This is a genomic window from Bifidobacterium cuniculi (assembly GCF_000741575.1).
Taxonomy (GTDB): Bacteria; Actinomycetota; Actinomycetes; order Actinomycetales; family Bifidobacteriaceae; genus Bifidobacterium; species Bifidobacterium cuniculi.
This window is the reverse complement of the sequence record NZ_JGYV01000001.1, coordinates 21,804-38,932: the sequence shown is the minus strand read 5'-3', so window position 1 is coordinate 38,932 and position 17,129 is coordinate 21,804. Positions and strand designations below refer to the sequence as shown.

The 17,129-nt window shown below is 68.5% G+C and carries 13 protein-coding genes and 1 pseudogene; 9 read left to right on the top strand and 5 right to left on the bottom strand.

Annotated features, from left to right (window positions below):
* Positions 1-193: 193 nt before the first annotated feature.
* The 5 genes from BCUN_RS00175 to BCUN_RS00155 all read right to left on the bottom strand — a co-directional run bounded on the left by BCUN_RS00175 (position 194) and on the right by BCUN_RS00155 (position 4,678).
* Positions 194-1,009: a FadR/GntR family transcriptional regulator gene (locus BCUN_RS00175; protein WP_238552267.1), complete on the bottom strand. Its 816-nt coding sequence runs from the start codon at positions 1,007-1,009 to the stop codon at positions 194-196.
* 186 nt (positions 1,010-1,195) lie between these two features.
* Entirely contained in the window at positions 1,196-2,032 is an 837-nt protein-coding gene (locus BCUN_RS00170) for an alpha/beta hydrolase (protein WP_033518492.1), read from the bottom strand.
* 15 nt (positions 2,033-2,047) lie between these two features.
* Entirely contained in the window at positions 2,048-2,725 is a 678-nt protein-coding gene (locus BCUN_RS00165) for an N-acetylmannosamine-6-phosphate 2-epimerase (RefSeq protein WP_033518494.1), read from the bottom strand.
* A 97-nt stretch (positions 2,726-2,822) separates the two neighbouring features.
* Positions 2,823-3,758: an ROK family protein gene (locus tag BCUN_RS00160; RefSeq protein WP_034258235.1), complete on the bottom strand. Its 936-nt coding sequence runs from the start codon at positions 3,756-3,758 to the stop codon at positions 2,823-2,825.
* Positions 3,758-4,678, bottom strand: coding sequence for a DUF4862 family protein (locus BCUN_RS00155; protein WP_033517973.1), 921 nt, complete (start codon positions 4,676-4,678; stop codon positions 3,758-3,760). The genes BCUN_RS00160 and BCUN_RS00155 overlap by 1 nt, the downstream gene beginning before the upstream one ends.
* A 297-nt stretch (positions 4,679-4,975) precedes the next feature.
* Here BCUN_RS00155 and BCUN_RS00150 point away from each other — a divergent pair, with 297 nt between their 5' ends.
* From BCUN_RS00150 to BCUN_RS00110, 9 genes and pseudogenes are all read left to right on the top strand, one after another.
* Entirely contained in the window at positions 4,976-6,529 is a 1,554-nt protein-coding gene (locus BCUN_RS00150) for an ABC transporter substrate-binding protein (RefSeq protein ID WP_033517975.1), read from the top strand.
* An 85-nt stretch (positions 6,530-6,614) separates the two neighbouring features.
* Positions 6,615-7,571, top strand: coding sequence for an ABC transporter permease (locus BCUN_RS00145; RefSeq protein WP_152598201.1), 957 nt, complete (start codon positions 6,615-6,617; stop codon positions 7,569-7,571).
* 4 nt (positions 7,572-7,575) lie between these two features.
* Entirely contained in the window at positions 7,576-9,708 is a 2,133-nt protein-coding gene (locus BCUN_RS00140; protein WP_238552266.1) for a dipeptide/oligopeptide/nickel ABC transporter permease/ATP-binding protein, read from the top strand.
* Positions 9,705-10,538: an ABC transporter ATP-binding protein gene (locus BCUN_RS00135; RefSeq protein WP_034258233.1), complete on the top strand. Its 834-nt coding sequence runs from the start codon at positions 9,705-9,707 to the stop codon at positions 10,536-10,538. Before BCUN_RS00140 ends, BCUN_RS00135 begins: the two co-directional genes overlap by 4 nt.
* A gap of 101 nt (positions 10,539-10,639) precedes the next feature.
* Complete coding sequence (locus BCUN_RS00130) at positions 10,640-11,596, top strand: dihydrodipicolinate synthase family protein (protein ID WP_033515178.1); 957 nt, start codon at positions 10,640-10,642, stop codon at positions 11,594-11,596.
* A 158-nt stretch (positions 11,597-11,754) separates the two neighbouring features.
* Complete coding sequence (gene nagB, locus BCUN_RS00125; RefSeq protein WP_033515180.1) at positions 11,755-12,543, top strand: glucosamine-6-phosphate deaminase; 789 nt, start codon at positions 11,755-11,757, stop codon at positions 12,541-12,543.
* A 123-nt stretch (positions 12,544-12,666) separates the two neighbouring features.
* Positions 12,667-13,903: pseudogene (locus tag BCUN_RS00120) on the top strand (N-acetylglucosamine-6-phosphate deacetylase).
* Between the two features lie 181 nt (positions 13,904-14,084).
* Positions 14,085-15,221, top strand: coding sequence for an SGNH/GDSL hydrolase family protein (locus BCUN_RS00115; protein WP_033515184.1), 1,137 nt, complete (start codon positions 14,085-14,087; stop codon positions 15,219-15,221).
* Positions 15,218-17,053 carry a sialate O-acetylesterase family protein gene (locus BCUN_RS00110; RefSeq protein ID WP_238552265.1) on the top strand — a complete coding sequence of 612 codons (1,836 nt, stop codon included), beginning with the start codon at positions 15,218-15,220 and terminating at the stop codon, positions 17,051-17,053. The genes BCUN_RS00115 and BCUN_RS00110 overlap by 4 nt, the downstream gene beginning before the upstream one ends.
* Positions 17,054-17,129 lie beyond the last annotated feature (76 nt).

The following is a 17,129-nucleotide window of genomic DNA, read 5'->3' as shown; positions in this document are numbered from 1 at the left end:
CGTACGTACGTACGTACGTACGTACGTACGTACGTACGTACGTACGTACGACGTACGTACGTACGTACGGGCCGCGCCGGCGCGGCCCGCGTCCTGGATTTTGTTCAGAAAAATGAACAATTTCTCACGCGATGCCTGTGCCGCATAGGAGCCCAGCGCTCCATGCGACAGCCATCATGCACGTCACCTCCGCCTATTCCAAGGCCCCGTGCTCCTTCAGGTACGTCTCCACAATGCCCTCGATTGGGCGGTAGTGGTCGATGACGACCTGGCGGTAGCGCTCGAGGTCGCCGGCCATGGCGGCCTCGACCATCACGCGGTGGGACTCGGCGCTTTGCATGAGGTCCTCGCTCACGGACAGGCCGATTTGCGGCAGGATCGCCATGTGCACCAGCCATAGGCTGTCGGCCAGCTGGGAGAGGACCACGTTGCCGGAGGCACGGTGCATGATGGCGTGGAACTCGATGTCCGCCTCGAGGAAGGTCTCGTGCATCGCGGCATTCATGGCCATCTGCTCGGCCAGTTCCAGCAGGCGCGGCTGCTCGGTGCCGCGCATGGCGTCCACCACCTGCTCGGAGACGCCCAGGTCGAGGATCCGGCGCACCTGGATCACGTCGCGCAGCTCGCCCATCTCGGCCATGCCGCCCGTCATGGCGCGGAAGCTCAGGGTCTCCACCAGGGGCTCCAGGGAGAGGTCGCCCACGAACATGCCCTTGCCGTGCACCACGGACACAATGTGCAGGGCCTCGAGCTTGCGCACGGCCTCGCGCACCGAGGACCTGGAGACGCCCAGCTCCTCGCACAGCGTCGCCTCGTTGGGCAGGGGGTCGCCTGGGCGCAGCCCCTTGCGGATGATGTAGGACTTGATGGCGTCCATGGCCGCCTCGCAGCGGCTGGGCGTCTGCAGGACCGCGGGGCGCGCCACCGCACCGGACGATGCGGACGGCGGCACCACGGCGGCAAAGGACGCGATGCGCGTGCGGATGTCGTCGAAGGTACCGACTTGCATGATGGCTCCTCGTTGAGTACTGGTCGTATGGGCACTTGCGTCCATGCCCGTACGTGGATCGTAGATGGTCAAGGTCGTGGTCTCCCGGCGATGTCCTGGCGGTGCCCGGCGTAGGTGCCGGGCGTCCGGCAGGCCACCGGGTGCCGTGCCGGACATCCCCTTGCACCCACTATGTTATCAGATGTCTTATCTGTGGGTGGAACGGCTGTCCACCAACCGTCCCACCCAGTCGCGGAACAGGTCGGGCCACACCTGCACGCACTCCTCCACGCCGGTGCCGTCGGCATACATGGATTCGGGCGTGCCCAGGGCCACGCCGTGCCGCCCCGTGGGGAACAGGTGTGCCTCCACGCTCACGCCGGCGCGGCGCAGCGCCTCCACCAGCAGCAGCGAGTTGGCCACCGGCACGGTGGCGTCGGTCATGGTGTGGAAGAGGAAGGTCGGCGGAAAGGCGGCCGTCGCCCGCAGCTCGATCGAGACCGCCTCGCGCGCCGCAGGGTCGTCGGCGCGGCCGCCGAGCAGCCGCTCGAAGCTGGGCCGGTGCGCATGCTCGCCGGCGCTGAGCACCGGGTAGCCGAGCATGAGCCCGTCGGGACGGATCACCTCGGCGTCGAAGCCGAAGCCGGCGAGCAGCGCGCCGTTCCATTCGACGCCGAGGTCGGCGGCCAGGTGGCCGCCGGCGGAGAAGCCGCCCACGAGGACGGCATGCGGGTCGATGTGCCAGTCGTCGGCATGCGCGCGCACCATCGCCACCGCGCTCGCCAGCTCGTGCAGCGCCGTGGGGAAGCACGACGGCGCGGTCGAGTAGTGCAGCACGCAGGCCTGGAAGCCGTAGCCGAGCATGCGCACGGCGATCGGCTCCATCTCGCGCGGCGAGCACTCCAGGTAGCCGCCGCCGGGCACGACGACGACGCAGGGTCGCCGCCGGTCGGCCTCGATCTCGGGGAAGTTGTCGAGCAGGTAGCACTCGAGCTCGGCCGGCGTGCCGTCGAGCGAGACGAGCGGTTCGTGCAGGATGCGCATGACGGTCTCCTCAGGTCAGTGCGCCGGCAGGGCATCGCGGAACCAGCCGGCAATCGAGGTGGGGTGCGTGATGGCGGTGCCGACCACCGCCGCCCACGCGCCGACCTCCATCACCGCGGTGAGCTGTGCGGGCGTGTGGATGCGCCCCTCGCAGATGACGGGCACGTCGGGGAAGGCATCGATCATCTGCTTCAACAGCTCGAAGTCGGGGCCGTCCGTCTTCTCGCGCTCGCCGGTGTAGCCGGCGAGCGTGGTGGAGATGACGTCCGTGCCCGCCTCGACGGCCTGTTCGGCGTCGGCGAAGCTGCCGCAGTCGGCCATGACGAGCGTGCCGTCGTCGTGCAGCGCGCGCACGGTCTGCCCGTAGGTCAGGCCGTCGGCGCGCAGCCGACGGGTGGCGTCGATGGCGACGATGTCCGCGCCGGCATTCGCACAGCAGCGCGCGTGGCGCAGGGTGGGCGTGATGTAGATGCCTTCGTCGCCTTCCTTCCAAATGCCGATGACGGGCACCTTGACCTGGCCCTTGATGGCGGCGATGTCCGCCAAGCCCTGGCAGCGGATGCCGACGGCGCCGCCGATCTCGGCTGCCATGGCCATCTGCGCCATGGTCTCGGGGTGGCGCATGGGTTCGCCGGGGTATGCCTGGCAGCTGACGACGAGGCCGCCCTTGAGTTTCTCGATGATGGGGTGCATGGGGGGGGACTCCTTGTATCTGGGGATGTGCGTATCTGGGGATGTGCGTGTGCCGTTCGTCGGTTCCCGGTTCGGCGGCCGCCCGGCCGCCCGCCCGCTACCCGACGGCCTGCGCGGCCGCGACCGCCGCCCCGACGAGGGGCGCGGCGCCGCCGAGCGCGCCGGGCAGCAGCGGGATGGTGCGGGTGAGCGCCATGGCGCCGTCGGCGAAGCCGGCGCGCAGGGCGTCCCACCACGGGGCGCCGGAGCCGGCGACGGATCCGGAGACGACGACGGCGTCGGGGTCGAGCAGGTTGACGGCCCCGCCGAGCGCCTCGCCGAGCGCGCGTGCGGAGCGTGCGATCACCTCGGTGGCGAAGGCGTCGCCGGCGGCAGCCAGGTCGGAGACGTCCTTGCCGCTGGCGACCTCGGCCACGGCGTCGTCCTTCATGAGGTTGTAGAGGGTGGCCAGCCCGGTGCCGCTGGCCACGGGTTCGATGTGGCCGGCAAGGGTGCCGCAGGAACAGCGCACGCCGCGGCCCAGGCCGTGTGCGATGTGGCCGATGTGGCCGGCGACGGCGTGCGCGCCGGTGACGGGACGGCCGTCGACGATGATGGCGCCGCCGATGCCGGTGCCGACGCCGACGGACAGTACGCGCGCATGGCCGCGGCCGGCGCCGTGGTGTGCCTCGCCCAGGCCGTGGGCGACGACGTCGTTGACCATGCCGACGGGCAGCCCGGTGGTCTCGGCCAGCGTCTCGGCGACGCGCTGGCCGGTCCAGCCGGGGATGAGGTCGGTGGAGGAGATGATGGTGCCGTCGGCGACGACGCCGGCGGAGCCGATGCCCACGCCCGCGAGCCCGTCGCGGTCGCGCACGCGGTCGGCGACGAGGGCGGCAAGGCGGCGCAGGATGTCGTCGCCGCCGCGGGGCGCCTCGGTGGGGACGGAGCGCAGGTCCTCGACGACGGGGGCAGCCTGCCCGGCGTCGTCGAGGGTGACGAAGCCGGTGGCGATCTTGGTGCCGCCGAGGTCGACGGTGAGGTAGGTGGCCATCACACGGCCTCCCCAAGGAGGCCCGCGTCATGGATGTGGGCGAGGTGGGCGAGGCGCGCGTCGAGATCGGCGTCGGCGGGTACGCAGACCTTGGCGCCGAGGTAGGCGAGGCCGGGCACGTCGGCGGCGGCGACGCAGTGGGCGATGCGGCCGGCGTCCATCCAGGAGGCGGGTTCGTCGGGTGCCATGGGCAGGTGGCCGTCGATCCAGGGGTAGCCGTAGCGGCTGGCGTCGGGGCCGGCGCCAGAGAACATGAGGCCAGCCAGGACGCCGGCATCGGCGGCGGTACGGATGTGGGCCTCGGGCAGGGCGGCGTCGCGCCCCTCGACGCAGCTGCGTCCCCAGTTGACGGTGATGCCGATGCCGGCGTCCTGGGCGATGGCGACTTCCTCCTCGATGGGCAGGAAGCCCTTCTCGGGGGCCTGGCCATCGACGTGGCGGTCGCAGTGTTCGATGACGAGGCGCGCGCCGAGCCAGTCCCAGCCGAGCAGTTCGGCGACGGAGCGGCGCATGGCGTCTGGGTCGGCGAGGGCGGTGGGGGCGGTGTGGATTTCCAGGAAGGCGACGTCGTTGGCACCGCGGGCGTCGGCGAGGGAGGCGATGGCGTCGCGCGCGTCCATGGCGAAACGGACGGCAGCGAGGCGTCCTTCCTCCTGGGGGCTGGCCAGGCCGAAGCCGGGGGCGCGGCCGACGTGCTGCATGGTGCCGGGGATGAGGGTGACGGTGTTGTGGTGCCAGTGCGCGGGCAGCCGGCGACCGAGCCAGGCACGGGTCGCGGGGTCGGCGAGGTCGCCGGGGAAGGGCAGTTCGGTGCCGTCGATCCAGGGCTGCGCACCGAGGAGCGCGTAGTAGTCCTCCTGGGCGGCGCGGTCGGCGGGAAGCGAGGCGTACGCCCCGACGACGTAGTGAGGGGTGGTCATGTTTCCTCCTTGAAACGTGAATACCTGTCCCTACTGTACCAATTCATCAGACAACAGACAACTGAACTCGCATATTGGCGCTCACTATTTCACCGTGAGAGAACTTGCGACACGTTTCCGTTGGGACTTCTGAACCGTTTAACGGCAACTGCTGGTCACATTCCGCACAAGACGACTAGACGGAATACCGATTCCGATTTGCAATCAGACATCTGATGTCTTACGATGGAGCCGGCTTCGAAACGACGACGTTTCCCCCAAGCATTGCCCCATCCCTCCAATGAAGCAAGGAAAGCAATGAAGCGCACAAAGATACTCAAGGCAGCGGCCGCGACGCTCATCGGCGCCCTCGGCGCCCTGGCCTTCGGCGCGTGCGGCAGCCAACAGGCGACCAGCGGCACCTCGGTGACGGACACCATCACCGCTGAAGCCGCCTATGCCAGCCGCGACTTCAACCCCAACTCCACCTCCAGCGCCCTCGCCATGTCCGCCAACTGGTACGTGGTCGAACCGCTCTACGCCTTCAACTACTCCGACTACTCCATGTACAACGCGCTCGCCAAGGGCGAGCCGGAGCAGGTCTCCGACACCGAGTACGTGGTCACCCTGCGTGACAGCGCCAAGTACTCGGACGGCACCGACGTCACCCCCGAGGACGTCGTCGAGTCCTGGAAGCGCTCCACCGCCGAGGGCGGCCTGTACGTGCCGATGCTCGACTTCATCGACACGGTCGAGCCCAAGGGCGACAACCAGGTCACCTTCAGGCTCAAGTACGCCTTCCCCGCCTTCAAGGAACGCCTCGCCCTCATCAAGGTCGCCCCGGCCGACATGGACAAGGACCGGCTGACCTCGATGCCCACCGGCTCGGGCCCCTGGAAGTACGCGAGCATCACGGACCAGAAGGTCACCTTCGTGAGGAACGACCTGTACAACGGCGAATACCCCGCCCAGTGCAAGAACATGGTGTGGAACGTGGCCGTGGACGACACCGCACGCGTCACCGCCATGCAGACCGGCAAGGTCGACGTCATGGAGCTCGTGCCCACCCTCGCCTTCGACGTGCTCTCCAAGCGCGCCGACCTCAAGACCGTCCAGGCCTTCAACGCCCCCTACATCATGTTCAACACCAAGAAGGCCCCCTTCGACGACCCGAAGGTGCGCCAGGCGGTGTTCTACGCAATCGACGCCCAGCAGCTCATCGACAACCAGATGTCTGGCCAGGCCACGCCCACCACCAGCTACCTCATCGAGGAATACCCCGCCTACCACGAGGCCTCCACGGTCTACACCCGCGACGTGGAGAAGGCCAAGGAACTGCTCAAGGAAGCCGGCGTCACCGACAAGGTCAAGTTCACCCTCTACTCCACCGACCAGTCCTGGATCACCCAGCTGGCCCCGCAGATCAAGAACGACCTCGCCGAGATCGGCATGGAAGTCGACCTGCAGTCCATGGCCTCCTCCGCCCTGTACCCCAACATCACCGACAAGGACGACGCGGACTTCTCCATGGCCCTCGTCGCCGGCGACCCGAGCGTGTTCGGCAACGACGCCGACCTGCTCATGAACTGGTTCTACGGCGACAACACCTGGACCCGCCAGCGCACCTTCTGGTACGGCACCGACGGCTACAAGAAGCTCCACGAGCTCATGGACAAGGCCATCGCCGCCAAGACCGACGAGGAACGCCAGAAGTACTGGAACCAGTGCTACGACGTGATCGCCGAGGAAGTGCCCATCTACCCGCTCTTCCACCGCAAGACCACCACCGCCTTCAAGAAAGGGGTCTTCTCCAAGAGCGAGGCCATCGGCACCACCGGCCTTGACCTCCTGCAAGCCAAGCTGAACCACTGACCTGGCGCCGGCACCCGCCGACGCCCCCTGAACGGGCCGCAACGGCGCGTCCCACCCAATCCACCATCCACAACAGGAGCATCCAGTGAGTAACCTATTGCGAATCCTGGGCAAGCGCATCATCGCCCTGCCGTTCATGGCCTTCGGCGTCACGCTGCTCGTCTTCTTCCTCATGTCGTTCTCCAAGTACGACCCGGCCGTCGCCGCCCTCGGCGAAAGCGCCACCCCCGAGGCGCTCGCCGCCTACCGCCACGAGATGGGCTTCGACCAGCCCTGGTGGCAGCAGTTCTGGAACTACATCGGCGGCATGTTCCAAGGCAAGCTCGGCGTCTACGGCGTCAACAAGGACTCCGTCGCCGAACGCATCGCCACCTCCTTCCCGCTGACCCTCCAGCTGACCTTCATCGGCCTGGCGATCGCACTGGTCATCTCCGTCGTCTTCGGCGTGCTCGCGGCTCTCTACCGCGACACCTGGGTCGACCAGGCCATCCGCGTCATCTCCATCATCGAGATCGCCACCCCCGCCTTCTGGCTGGGCGTCCTGCTCATCTACTTCCTGCAGATCCGCATGGACTGGCTGCCCGGCGCCGGCGACCTCGTGCCCTTCAGCCAGGACCCGATCGAATACATGCGCCGCATGGCGATGCCCTGCTTCGCACTGGCCATGCCCGTGGCCGGCTCCATGACCCGCATCATCCGCACCTCCATGGTCGAGGAACTCGACAAGGACTACGTGCGCACCGCCCTGGGCGCCGGCATCCCCAAGCCGGTCGTCATCGCCCGCAACGTGCTACGCAACGCCCTGATAACCCCGGTCACCGTGCTCGGCATGAAGATCGGCTACCTCATGGGCGGCGCGATCGTCATCGAGGTCATCTTCGCACTGCCCGGCATGGGCACCGCAATGTTCGACGGCATCAACAACAACCAGCCGATGCTGGTGCAGGGCGTGGTGCTGGTGGTCGCGCTCGCGTTCATCATCATCAACATCGTCGTCGACCTGCTCTACGTCCTTATCAACCCGCGAATCAGGAATGTGTGACGCCATGTTGTTCTCCAAGACACTTTCGGCCAAGAACGTCGACGAAGCCGGCGGCAAGCTCACCTTCAAGCGTTGGAAAGCGATGTCGCTGGGCACCAGGATCTCCGTCGTCTTCATCACGCTGCTCATCGTCGGCGCCGTCTTCGCGCCGCTGATCGCGCCGCACGACCCCCAGGAGATCACCCTCACCTACCGCTCCCCCTCGATGGACCACCTCTTCGGCACGGACAACCTCGGCCGCGACGTGCTCTCCCGCGTCCTGTACGGCGCACGCTACTCGCTGGTCATCGGCCTGTCCTCCATCGCCTTCGCCCTCGTCGCCGGCGCCCTCATCGGCGCGCTCGCCGCGGTCAGCCGCACCTGGGTCTCCGAGCTGATCATGCGCTGCATCGACATCGTCATGTCGATCCCGGGCATCGCCCTGGCGGCCGTGTTCGTCTCCATCCTCGGCCAGTCGATGATCGGCATCGTCATCTCCATCGGCATCCTCTATGTGCCGCAGATCGCCCGCATCGTCCGCGCGAACATCATCAGCGAGTACGGCAAGGACTACGTCCGCGCAGGCATCGTCTCCGGCGCCCGCGCCCCCTGGCTGCTCATCAAGCACGTCACCCGCAACATCGCCGCCCCCGTCATGGTCTTCACCACGCTCTCCGTGGCCGACGCCATCGTCTTCGAGGCCTCGCTGTCCTTCATCAACGCCGGCATCCCCGAGCCGACGCCGACCTGGGGCAACATCCTCTCCAGCGCCAAGGCCGGCGTGATCTACGGCTTCTGGTGGCAGGCACTGTTCCCGGGCCTGGCGATCATGCTCACCGTGCTGTGCCTCAACATCCTCTCCGAGGGCCTCACCGACGCCATGGTGGCCGCACCCTCCGCGCCGATCAAGCGCAACGAGGAGGAGAAGGCGAACATGCGCGAGGAGGACCGCCTCCTGATCGACCCGGTCGCCGCCTACGCCGCCCAGGCCGAGACCCTGGAAGCCTCCCTCATGGCCCTCAAGGACGCGGAGTTCCGCCGCTGCGACCGCCTCGAGCCGAGCAGCAAGGCCGCCCCCGTCATCGAGGTCAAGGACCTATGCATCAAGTTCCCGCGCCACGGCGACGTGGACGTGGTCGACCACCTCAACTTCGCGGTGCGCCCCGGCGAGACCATGGGCCTCGTGGGCGAGTCCGGCTGCGGCAAGTCCATCACCTCCCTGGCCATCATGGGCCTGCTGGACCCGAAGGCCGAGATCAGCGGCGAGATCCTCTTCGAGGGTGAGAACCTGGTCGGCCTGAGCCAGAAGCGCTACAACTCCATCCGCGGCCACGAGATCGCCATGATCTACCAGGACGCGCTCTCCTCGCTCAACCCGTCCATGCTCATCAAGGCACAGATGAAGCAGCTCACCTCCCGCGGCGGCACCCGCACCGCGGAGGAACTGCTCGAACTGGTAGGCCTCGACCCCAAGCGCGTGCTCGAATCCTACCCGCACGAGCTCTCCGGCGGCCAGCGCCAGCGCGTGCTCATCGCCATGGCCCTCACCCGCGACCCCAAGCTCGTCATCGCCGACGAGCCGACCACCGCACTCGACGTGACCGTGCAGAAGCAGGTCATCGACCTGCTCAACGACCTGCGCGAGAAGCTCGGCTTCGCGATGATCTTCGTCAGCCACGACCTGGCGCTCGTCGCCAAGGTGGCGCACTCGATCACCGTCATGTACGCCGGCCAGGTGGTCGAGCAGGGCGCCGCCCGCGAGATCCTCACCGACCCCCGCCACGAGTACACCCGCGGCCTGCTCGGCGCCGTCACCTCCATCGAGGCGGGCTCCGGACGCCTGCACCAGGTGCCCGGCTCGGTGCCCAGCCCGGCGGACTTCCCCAAGGGCGACCGCTTCGCACCGCGCTCCTCCAACCCGACGCGCGGCCTGGACGTCAAGCCCGTCATGAAGCGGGTGCCCGGCACTTGGCACTTCTACGCGGTGCATCCCGACGACATCGACAAGCCGGATGTCCCCGCCGACGACACCGACGTCGACCGAGCCATCGAGAGGGCCCTCGACACCAAGGCCACCGAACGGCGCCCCGACACCGACCCCGAACCGAAGATCCCCCGCGCTGCGATGATGCGGCAAGAACCAGGAGATGTGAGATGAACACGCAAGAGAACACCCCGATCATCGAGCTCAAGGACATCGAGGTCGAGTTCAAGACCCGTGCGGGATCCATCCTGCACCCCAAGAAGGTCAAGGCCGTCAACGGCGTGAGCCTGAAGCTCATGCCCGGGCGCACGATCGGCATCGTCGGCGAATCCGGCTGCGGCAAGTCCACCACGGCGAACGTGATGTGCGGCCTGCAGCAGGTCACCTCCGGCCAGGTCATGTTCAAGGGCAAGGACGTCACGCACCGCAGCGCCAAGGACCGCATGCGCATCGGCCGCGTCGTCTCCGTGGTCTTCCAGGACCCGGCCACCGCGCTCAACGCCCGCATGAGCGTCCAGGACCAGCTCATGGACCCGCTCATCGTGCACAAGACCGGCAGCCCCGAGGAGCGTGCCCGCCGCGCCTACGAGCTCATCGACATGGTCGGCCTACCCAAGTCCGCGCTCAACGCGCTGCCCGGCCAGCTCTCCGGCGGCCAGCGCCAGCGCGTCGCCATCGCCCGCGCCCTGTCGCTCAAGCCGGACGCCATCATCGCCGACGAGCCCACCTCCGCACTCGACGTGTCGGTGCGCGCGCAGATCCTCAACCTGCTCTCCGACCTCAAGAAGGAGCTCGGGCTGTCGATGGTCTTCATCAGCCACGACATCCAGACGGTCCGCTACGTCTCCGACGAGATCATCGTCATGAACCACGGACAGATCGTGGAGCAGGGACCGGCGCGCCAGGTGCTCTACGAACCGCAGGACCCGTACACGCAGCTGCTGCTGGCGGCCGCGCCTTCGCTGCTGCATCCCACTGCCGCCGAATGCACGCCGGCGGTCTGAGCGGCACCGATCCACAACCACATGGCGGGGCCGTGCACCGGCGGCCCCGCCCCTTTCCACACAACCACAACCTCCAGCACAGCAAAAGGACACTGATTCCCATGACCAAGCAATTCCGTGGCGTCATCCCGCCGGTCGTCACCCCCCTGACCGCCGACCGGCAGCTCGACCGAGATAGCTTCGTCCGCTCCATCGACCGCATGATCGACGCCGGCGTGGACGGCCTGTTCGTCCTCGGCTCCTCCGGCGAAGTCGTCTTCAGCACCGACGAACGCCGCCGCGAGATCATCGAGGCGGCCATCGAGGCCGTCGACGGCCGCGTGCCCGTCCTCGTCGGCTGCATCGACACCGAGACCCGCCGCGTGATCGAGCACGCCAAGGTCGCCCAGGAGCTCGGCGCCGACGCTATCGTCGCCACCGCCCCCTTCTACGCCCTCGGCGGCATGGCCGAGGTGGAGCGCCACTTCCGCCTCATCCACGAAGCCGTCGGCCTGCCGCTGTTCGCCTATGACATCCCGGTGTGCGTGCATACCAAGCTGCCGGGCGACATGCTCGTCCGGCTCGGCCTCGACGGCGTGCTCGCCGGCGTCAAGGACTCCTCCGGCGACGACGTCGCCTTCCGTTTCCTCGTGGACGACAACAACAAGGCCGGACACCCGCTGACCCTGCTCACCGGCCAGGAAGTCGTGGTCGACGGCGCCTACATGGCCGGCGCCGACGGCTCCGTGCCCGGCCTAGGCAACGTGGAATGCACCGGCTACGTGCGCATGTGGAAGGCCGCCGAGGCAGGCGACTGGGAGACCGTGCGCAAGGAGCAGGACAAGCTCTCCGCGCTCATGCGCATCGTGACCGTCACCAGCGGCGTCGCCGGCTTCGGCGCCGGCGTCGGCGCCTTCAAGACCGCACTCGCGCTCCTCGGCGTCTTCGACACCAACCAGATGCCCGACCCCGTCCTGCCCTTACAAGGCGCTAACGTGGAGGCAGTGGCCGAGGTGCTGCGCGCCTGCGGCCTCGAACTTGCCCGCACCCCCGAGGAGGTGACCCTAGCCACGCAGTGAGTTTCCTCCAGTAGAAATTGTTCATTTTTTGAACAAAATCTAGGGCAGGCCGCGCGAGCGGCCCACGTCCTAGATTTTGTTCAAAAAATGAACAATTTCTAGACCCACCACCACCCGCACCTTCCCCACCTTCCCCACCTTCCCAAGGAACCACCACCATGACCGAAATCATCATCGTAGACAACGAAGCCAAGGCCGGCGAGATCTATGCACGCTGCGTGGCCGACCTCATCGCACGCAAGCCGGACGCCGTGCTGGGCCTGGCCACCGGCTCCAGCCCGCTCACCGCCTACAAGGCGCTCGCGGCCACCGTCAAGGCCGAGCACATCGACGTCAGCCACGTGCGCGGCTTCGCGCTCGACGAGTACGCGGGCCTCGACCCCGCCCACCCCGAGTCCTACCGCAGCACCATCACGCGCACCGTCGTCGAGCCGCTGGGGCTCACGCCGGAACTGGTGCACGTGCCCAACGGCAACCTGGACACCATCATGGACGCCGGCTGCGAATACGACGCCGCCATCGAGGCGGCCGGCGGCGTGGACGTGCAGATCCTAGGCATCGGCACCGACGGCCACATCGGCTTCAACGAACCCGGCTCCTCGCTGGCCAGCGGCACGCGCATCAAGACGCTCACCCAGCAGACCCGCGAGGACAACGCGCGCTTCTTCGACGGCGACATCAGCCAGGTGCCCACCCACTGCATCACGCAGGGCATCGGCACCATCATGAAGGCGCGCCACCTCATCCTGCTCGCCTTCGGCGAGAACAAGGCGGAAGCCATCGCGCAGACCGTCGAAGGCGGCATCAGCGCGCTGTGGCCGGCGTCCGCGCTCCAGCTGCACCCGCACGCCACCGTCATCGTCGACGACGCCGCCGCCTCCAGGCTGCGCGACGCCGACTACTACCGCTGGGCCTACGACAACAAGCCCTCCTGGCAGGGCATCTGAGCGCCGTGCGCGCCGCCGCGGCGCCCGGCGCGCACGCCTGACCGACCGACATCCGCACACTCCCCGCACCTGCCCGCGCCGCGGCTGGTGCGGGGAGTCGTCACATTCCCAAGGAGCTTCACCATGACCACCGACCATTCCGCCATCACCGCGGCAGTCACGGCCGCGCTTGCCGCACCGGCACGGGACTTCGCCATCCGCGACGCGCGCCTCGTGGACGCGCGCGGTGTGCGCGACCATGCCTGGGTCGTAGTGCGCGGCGACACCATCGCAGCCGCCGGCACCACCGACGAGGGCTTCGCCGCGGCGGCGGCCGATGTCGACGACGTCGTCGCCGCCGGCGGCCGCACGCTCACCCCCCGGCTACGTGGACATCCACGCACACGGCGGCTGGGGCACCTCCTTCGACGACGGAGCCGAGGGGATCGCCACCGCGCGCGCCTGCCACATGGTGCACGGCACCACCAGGCAGGTGCTCAGCCTGATCACCAACCCGCTCGACGTGATGGAACGCAACCTGCGCACCGTGCGGGCGCAGATGGACCTGCGTCCCGACATCCTCGGCGCCCACCTCGAGGGGCCATTCCTGGCCCTGGCGCGCAAGGGCGCACACGACCCGGACTGCCTGGTCGACCCGGTGCCGGAAGCGGTGGAACGGCTGCTGGCAGCGGCTGACGGCGCGCTGCGGCAGATCACCATCGCCCCCGAGCTGCCGCACGGCATGGAGGCGATCCGCACCTTCGCCGCCGCGGGCGTGGCGCCCGCCATCGGCCACTGCGACGCGGGCTACGAGCAGGCGTGCGAAGCGATCGACGCCGGCGTGACCATCATGACGCACATGTTCAACGCGATGAACGGCATCCACCACCGCGAGCCGGGCCCGATCCCGGCGGTGACGGCCGACCCGCGCGTCACGCCCGAGCTCATCAACGACGGCTTCCACGTGCAGGACCCGGTCGTGCGGATGGCGTGGGGCTTCGCGCCCCACCGCCTCGCCTTCGTCACGGACGCCATGGCCGCCACCGACTGCCCCGACGGGCACTACCTCCTGGGTGCCCTGGACGTCAACGTCGAGGACGGCCATGCGCGCCTCGTCTCCAACGGGGCCATCGCCGGCTCCACGCTCCTGCTGGAGGGTGCCGTGGCGCGCGCCGTGCTCGAGCTGGGGCTGGCCCCCGACGAGGCCGTGGAGGCCGCCACGTTGACGCCTGCGCGGGCATTGGGCCTCGACCGGCCGAACGCCGTCACCGGCGCACCCCTCGGCCTGGTCGCCCCCGGCTACGCCGCCGACCTGCTGCTCACCGACCCGGCCACGTGGAAGGTGGAGCAGGTGTGGTGTGCCGGGAGGGCCATGGCGTAGGCCCCTCTGTGCAAGCTTCCCCCTGAGAAATTGTTCATTTTTTGAGAAGCAACCACATCCAGGCCGCAGCTCCCATCCGAAACCTAACTGGAGCGCTTCACCCGTTCCGAAACCTTGGTTCCTGGCACCCGAAAACCGCGCTACACTATAAACGACCGTTTTTCGCACACAAAGGAGTGCCATGCGCCAGATCGCTCCCCTCGACCCCGCGATCCATCACGAGGGACGCGCCGCCACCCAGGACGGGGTCCCGCTCTGGGTCTTTCCCTACACCCAGGCCCGTTTCCGCTTCAGCGGCACCACCCTGGCCGTCCGCGTCCGCAGCCACTGGAACTACGGGCACACCCGCATCGGCGTCATCATCGACAACACCCAGTTCAGCCTGCGCCTGCCCTCGCCGGACGAGCCGGTGCTTCCCGCGAACGTCGCCGAGGGCGAGGACGGCGTCCTCACGGTGACCGTCGCCACCGACCTGCCTGACGTCGAGCATGAGGCGGTCGTGTTCAAGCGCCAGGACGGCGGCATGCACTACCTCGAGTTCCACGGCGTCGCCGTCGACGACGGTGCGCACGTCGCACCGCCGCAGGGCGGCGCACCTACCGACCCCATGGCGCCGGGCGTCCCGCCACTGCCCGACCCGGCACGGCGCATCGAGTTCTACGGCGATTCCGTCACCTGCGGCGAGCGCAACGAGGCCGTCACCTACACGGGAATGGCGGACCCGGACATCGACCTGTCCTCCGACTCGAACTCCTGGTATTCCTACGCCGCCATCACCGGCCGCATGCTGGGCGCCGAGACGCGCCTGATCTCCCAGGGCGGCATCCCGCTGCTGGACGGCATCGGCTGGTTCAACGCGCCCGACTACCTGGGCATGGAGAGCATGTGGGACAAGGTGGCGTACAACCCGCCGCTGGGAGACGCCATCGACTGGGACTTCCATGACTTCACCCCGCAGGTCGTGGTGGTGGCGCTCGGCCAGAACGACTCGCACCCCGACGACTTCATGGCGCAGGACTACGAGGGCGGGCAAGCCGCAACCTGGCGGCGCGAGTACCGCGCGTTCCTGGGCCGCCTGCTGGAGCGCTATCCGCACGCGCACGTCGTGTGCACGACCACCGTGCTGGAGCACGACGACGCCTGGGACCGCGCCATCCACGAGGTGGCGACTGCGATGGAGGACCCGCGGGTGACGCATTTCGCCTACTCGCGCGCGGGCACCGGCACGCCGGGACACCCGCGCGTGGCCGAGGACGTCGAGATGGCGCGCGAACTCGTCACCTATCTCGAGTCCATGGGAGAGGGGCTGTGGGCATGAGTGACACCGACGTTTCCCGGCCGACGGCCAGCGGCCGCTCATCTTCCTCCCAGCTTGCGGACGTAGACTCCACGGCAGCATCCCCCGGAAAGGAGTCCGCCCCCATGGCCATCGTCACCGGCATCGCACCGGGCGCCAGCGGCGTCGTCGAGTCCATCAGGCAGTCCCACTCCAGGCACGACAGGCACGACCGCACCGTCAGCGGCAGCCTGCGCGTGGCCGCCGTCTTCAGCGACCGCATGGTCCTGCAGCGTGACCGCCCCATCGCCGTCTTCGGCACCGGTACGCCGGACGCCAAGGTCGTCGTCAGCCTGTCGGACGACCACGGCACCGTCGTCGCGGAGAGCGCGACGCGCGTGGCCGACAGCTCCTACTGGACGGCCGCACTGCCGGCACTGCCGGCGGGCGGCCCGTATCAGCTCAATGTTTCATGTGAAACAGACAGCCTGGTATTCCGCGACGTCCTGCTCGGCGAGGTCTGGTTCGCCGGCGGGCAGAGCAACATGGAGCTCGAGGTGCACACCAGCGCGGACGGCGATGCCGCCATCGCGGCCGCCGACGACCCGCTGCTGCGTTTCATCAACATCCCCAAGGTCGGGCAGGTCGACCGCGCGGCTGAGGCGGCGGCTACCTGGCAACCCGCGATGGCGCCGCAGGTCGGCGGCATGTCCGCGGTCGCCTATTACTTCGGCCGCCGGCTGCGCGAGCGGCTCGGCGTGCCCGTCGGCATCATCGACTGCTACATCGGCGGCACCTCCATCACCTGCTGGATGGGCCGCGGGACGCTGGAGACCAGCGACGCCGCCCGCCCGTACCTCGAGGAGTACGACCGCGCGATCGCCGGCAAGTCGATGGAGCAGATGCGCAAGGAGAAGGATGGCTGGCAGCGCACCTTCGACAAGTGGAACGCGGACGTCGAGAAGACCAAGCGCAAGCATCCGGGCATCAGCCAGCCGGAGATCGACAGGATCCTGGGGCCGTGCCCGTGGCCGCCGCCGGTGACGCCGTTCTCCGAGCGCCGCGTGTGCGCGCCGTACGAGGGCATGGTCGAGCGTGTCGCCCCGTACACCGTCGCCGGCTTCCTGTGGTACCAGGGCGAGGAGGACGAGGCGCGCGCGGACGGCTACGGCGAGCTGCTGCGCCTGCTCATCGACAGCTGGCGGGCACTGTGGGACCTCGACGGCTACGGACTGCCGTCGGTCGGCTACCAGCCGGTGGAGAACGCCGGCCGCGCGCCCTTCCTGGTGGTGCAGCTGCCGCAGTGGATCGACGGCCGCATGGCCGACGACGACCCGCGACACTGGCCGGTGATCCGCGCCGCGCAATACGAGGTGAGCCGCGAGCTCGACGACGTCTCGCTGATCTGCACGATGGACTGCGGCGAGTTCGACAACATCCACCCGCTGGACAAGCAAACGGTCGGCGACCGCCTGGCCGACCTCGCGCTGCACGACGTGTACGGCGACGACACGGCCGCCGCGGACAGCCCCGAAGCGGCGGACGTGCGCTTCGAGGGCCACGAGGTGCTGGTGACCTTTGCGCACGCCGACGGCCTGCACTGGAAAGGTACGACCCCGGACACGCAGGCGACTGCGAAGCCGTGCGAGGATTGCGAGATTGAACTGCGCATGCAAGGCACCTCCGGATTCGAGGTCGCCGACGACGACGGCGTCTGGTCGGACGCCAACGCACAGATCATGGACGACGGCACGGTGCGCGTGTGGGCCGACGCCGTGCGCGAGCCGCGCCACGTGCGCTACGCCTGGCGCAGCTGGGGTCCCGCCCCGCTGTTCAACCGGGAGGGGCTGCCCACGTTCCCCTTCATGCGGTAGCCCACCCTCGCCGTCCCTCGCCCTGGCCGGGCGCCTCTGTCCCTCTAGGTGCCCCTTATAACGCGCGGGACGCCTA

What these genes read in the sequence shown, in the direction of transcription:
- BCUN_RS00150 (WP_033517975.1), top strand. Translation starts at nt 4,976, where the DNA reads ATGAAGCGCACAAAGATACTCAAGGCAGCGGCCGCGACGCTCATCGGC.
- BCUN_RS00140 (WP_238552266.1), top strand. Translation starts at nt 7,576, where the DNA reads ATGTTGTTCTCCAAGACACTTTCGGCCAAGAACGTCGACGAAGCCGGC.
- BCUN_RS00160 (WP_034258235.1), bottom strand. Translation starts at nt 3,758, where the DNA reads ATGGCCACCTACCTCACCGTCGACCTCGGCGGCACCAAGATCGCCACC.
- BCUN_RS00175 (WP_238552267.1), bottom strand. Translation starts at nt 1,009, where the DNA reads ATGCAAGTCGGTACCTTCGACGACATCCGCACGCGCATCGCGTCCTTT.
- BCUN_RS00155 (WP_033517973.1), bottom strand. Translation starts at nt 4,678, where the DNA reads ATGACCACCCCTCACTACGTCGTCGGGGCGTACGCCTCGCTTCCCGCC.
- BCUN_RS00135 (WP_034258233.1), top strand. Translation starts at nt 9,705, where the DNA reads ATGAACACGCAAGAGAACACCCCGATCATCGAGCTCAAGGACATCGAG.
- BCUN_RS00130 (WP_033515178.1), top strand. Translation starts at nt 10,640, where the DNA reads ATGACCAAGCAATTCCGTGGCGTCATCCCGCCGGTCGTCACCCCCCTG.
- BCUN_RS00165 (WP_033518494.1), bottom strand. Translation starts at nt 2,725, where the DNA reads ATGCACCCCATCATCGAGAAACTCAAGGGCGGCCTCGTCGTCAGCTGC.
- nagB (WP_033515180.1), top strand. Translation starts at nt 11,755, where the DNA reads ATGACCGAAATCATCATCGTAGACAACGAAGCCAAGGCCGGCGAGATC.
- BCUN_RS00110 (WP_238552265.1), top strand. Translation starts at nt 15,218, where the DNA reads ATGAGTGACACCGACGTTTCCCGGCCGACGGCCAGCGGCCGCTCATCT.
- BCUN_RS00115 (WP_033515184.1), top strand. Translation starts at nt 14,085, where the DNA reads ATGCGCCAGATCGCTCCCCTCGACCCCGCGATCCATCACGAGGGACGC.
- BCUN_RS00170 (WP_033518492.1), bottom strand. Translation starts at nt 2,032, where the DNA reads ATGCGCATCCTGCACGAACCGCTCGTCTCGCTCGACGGCACGCCGGCC.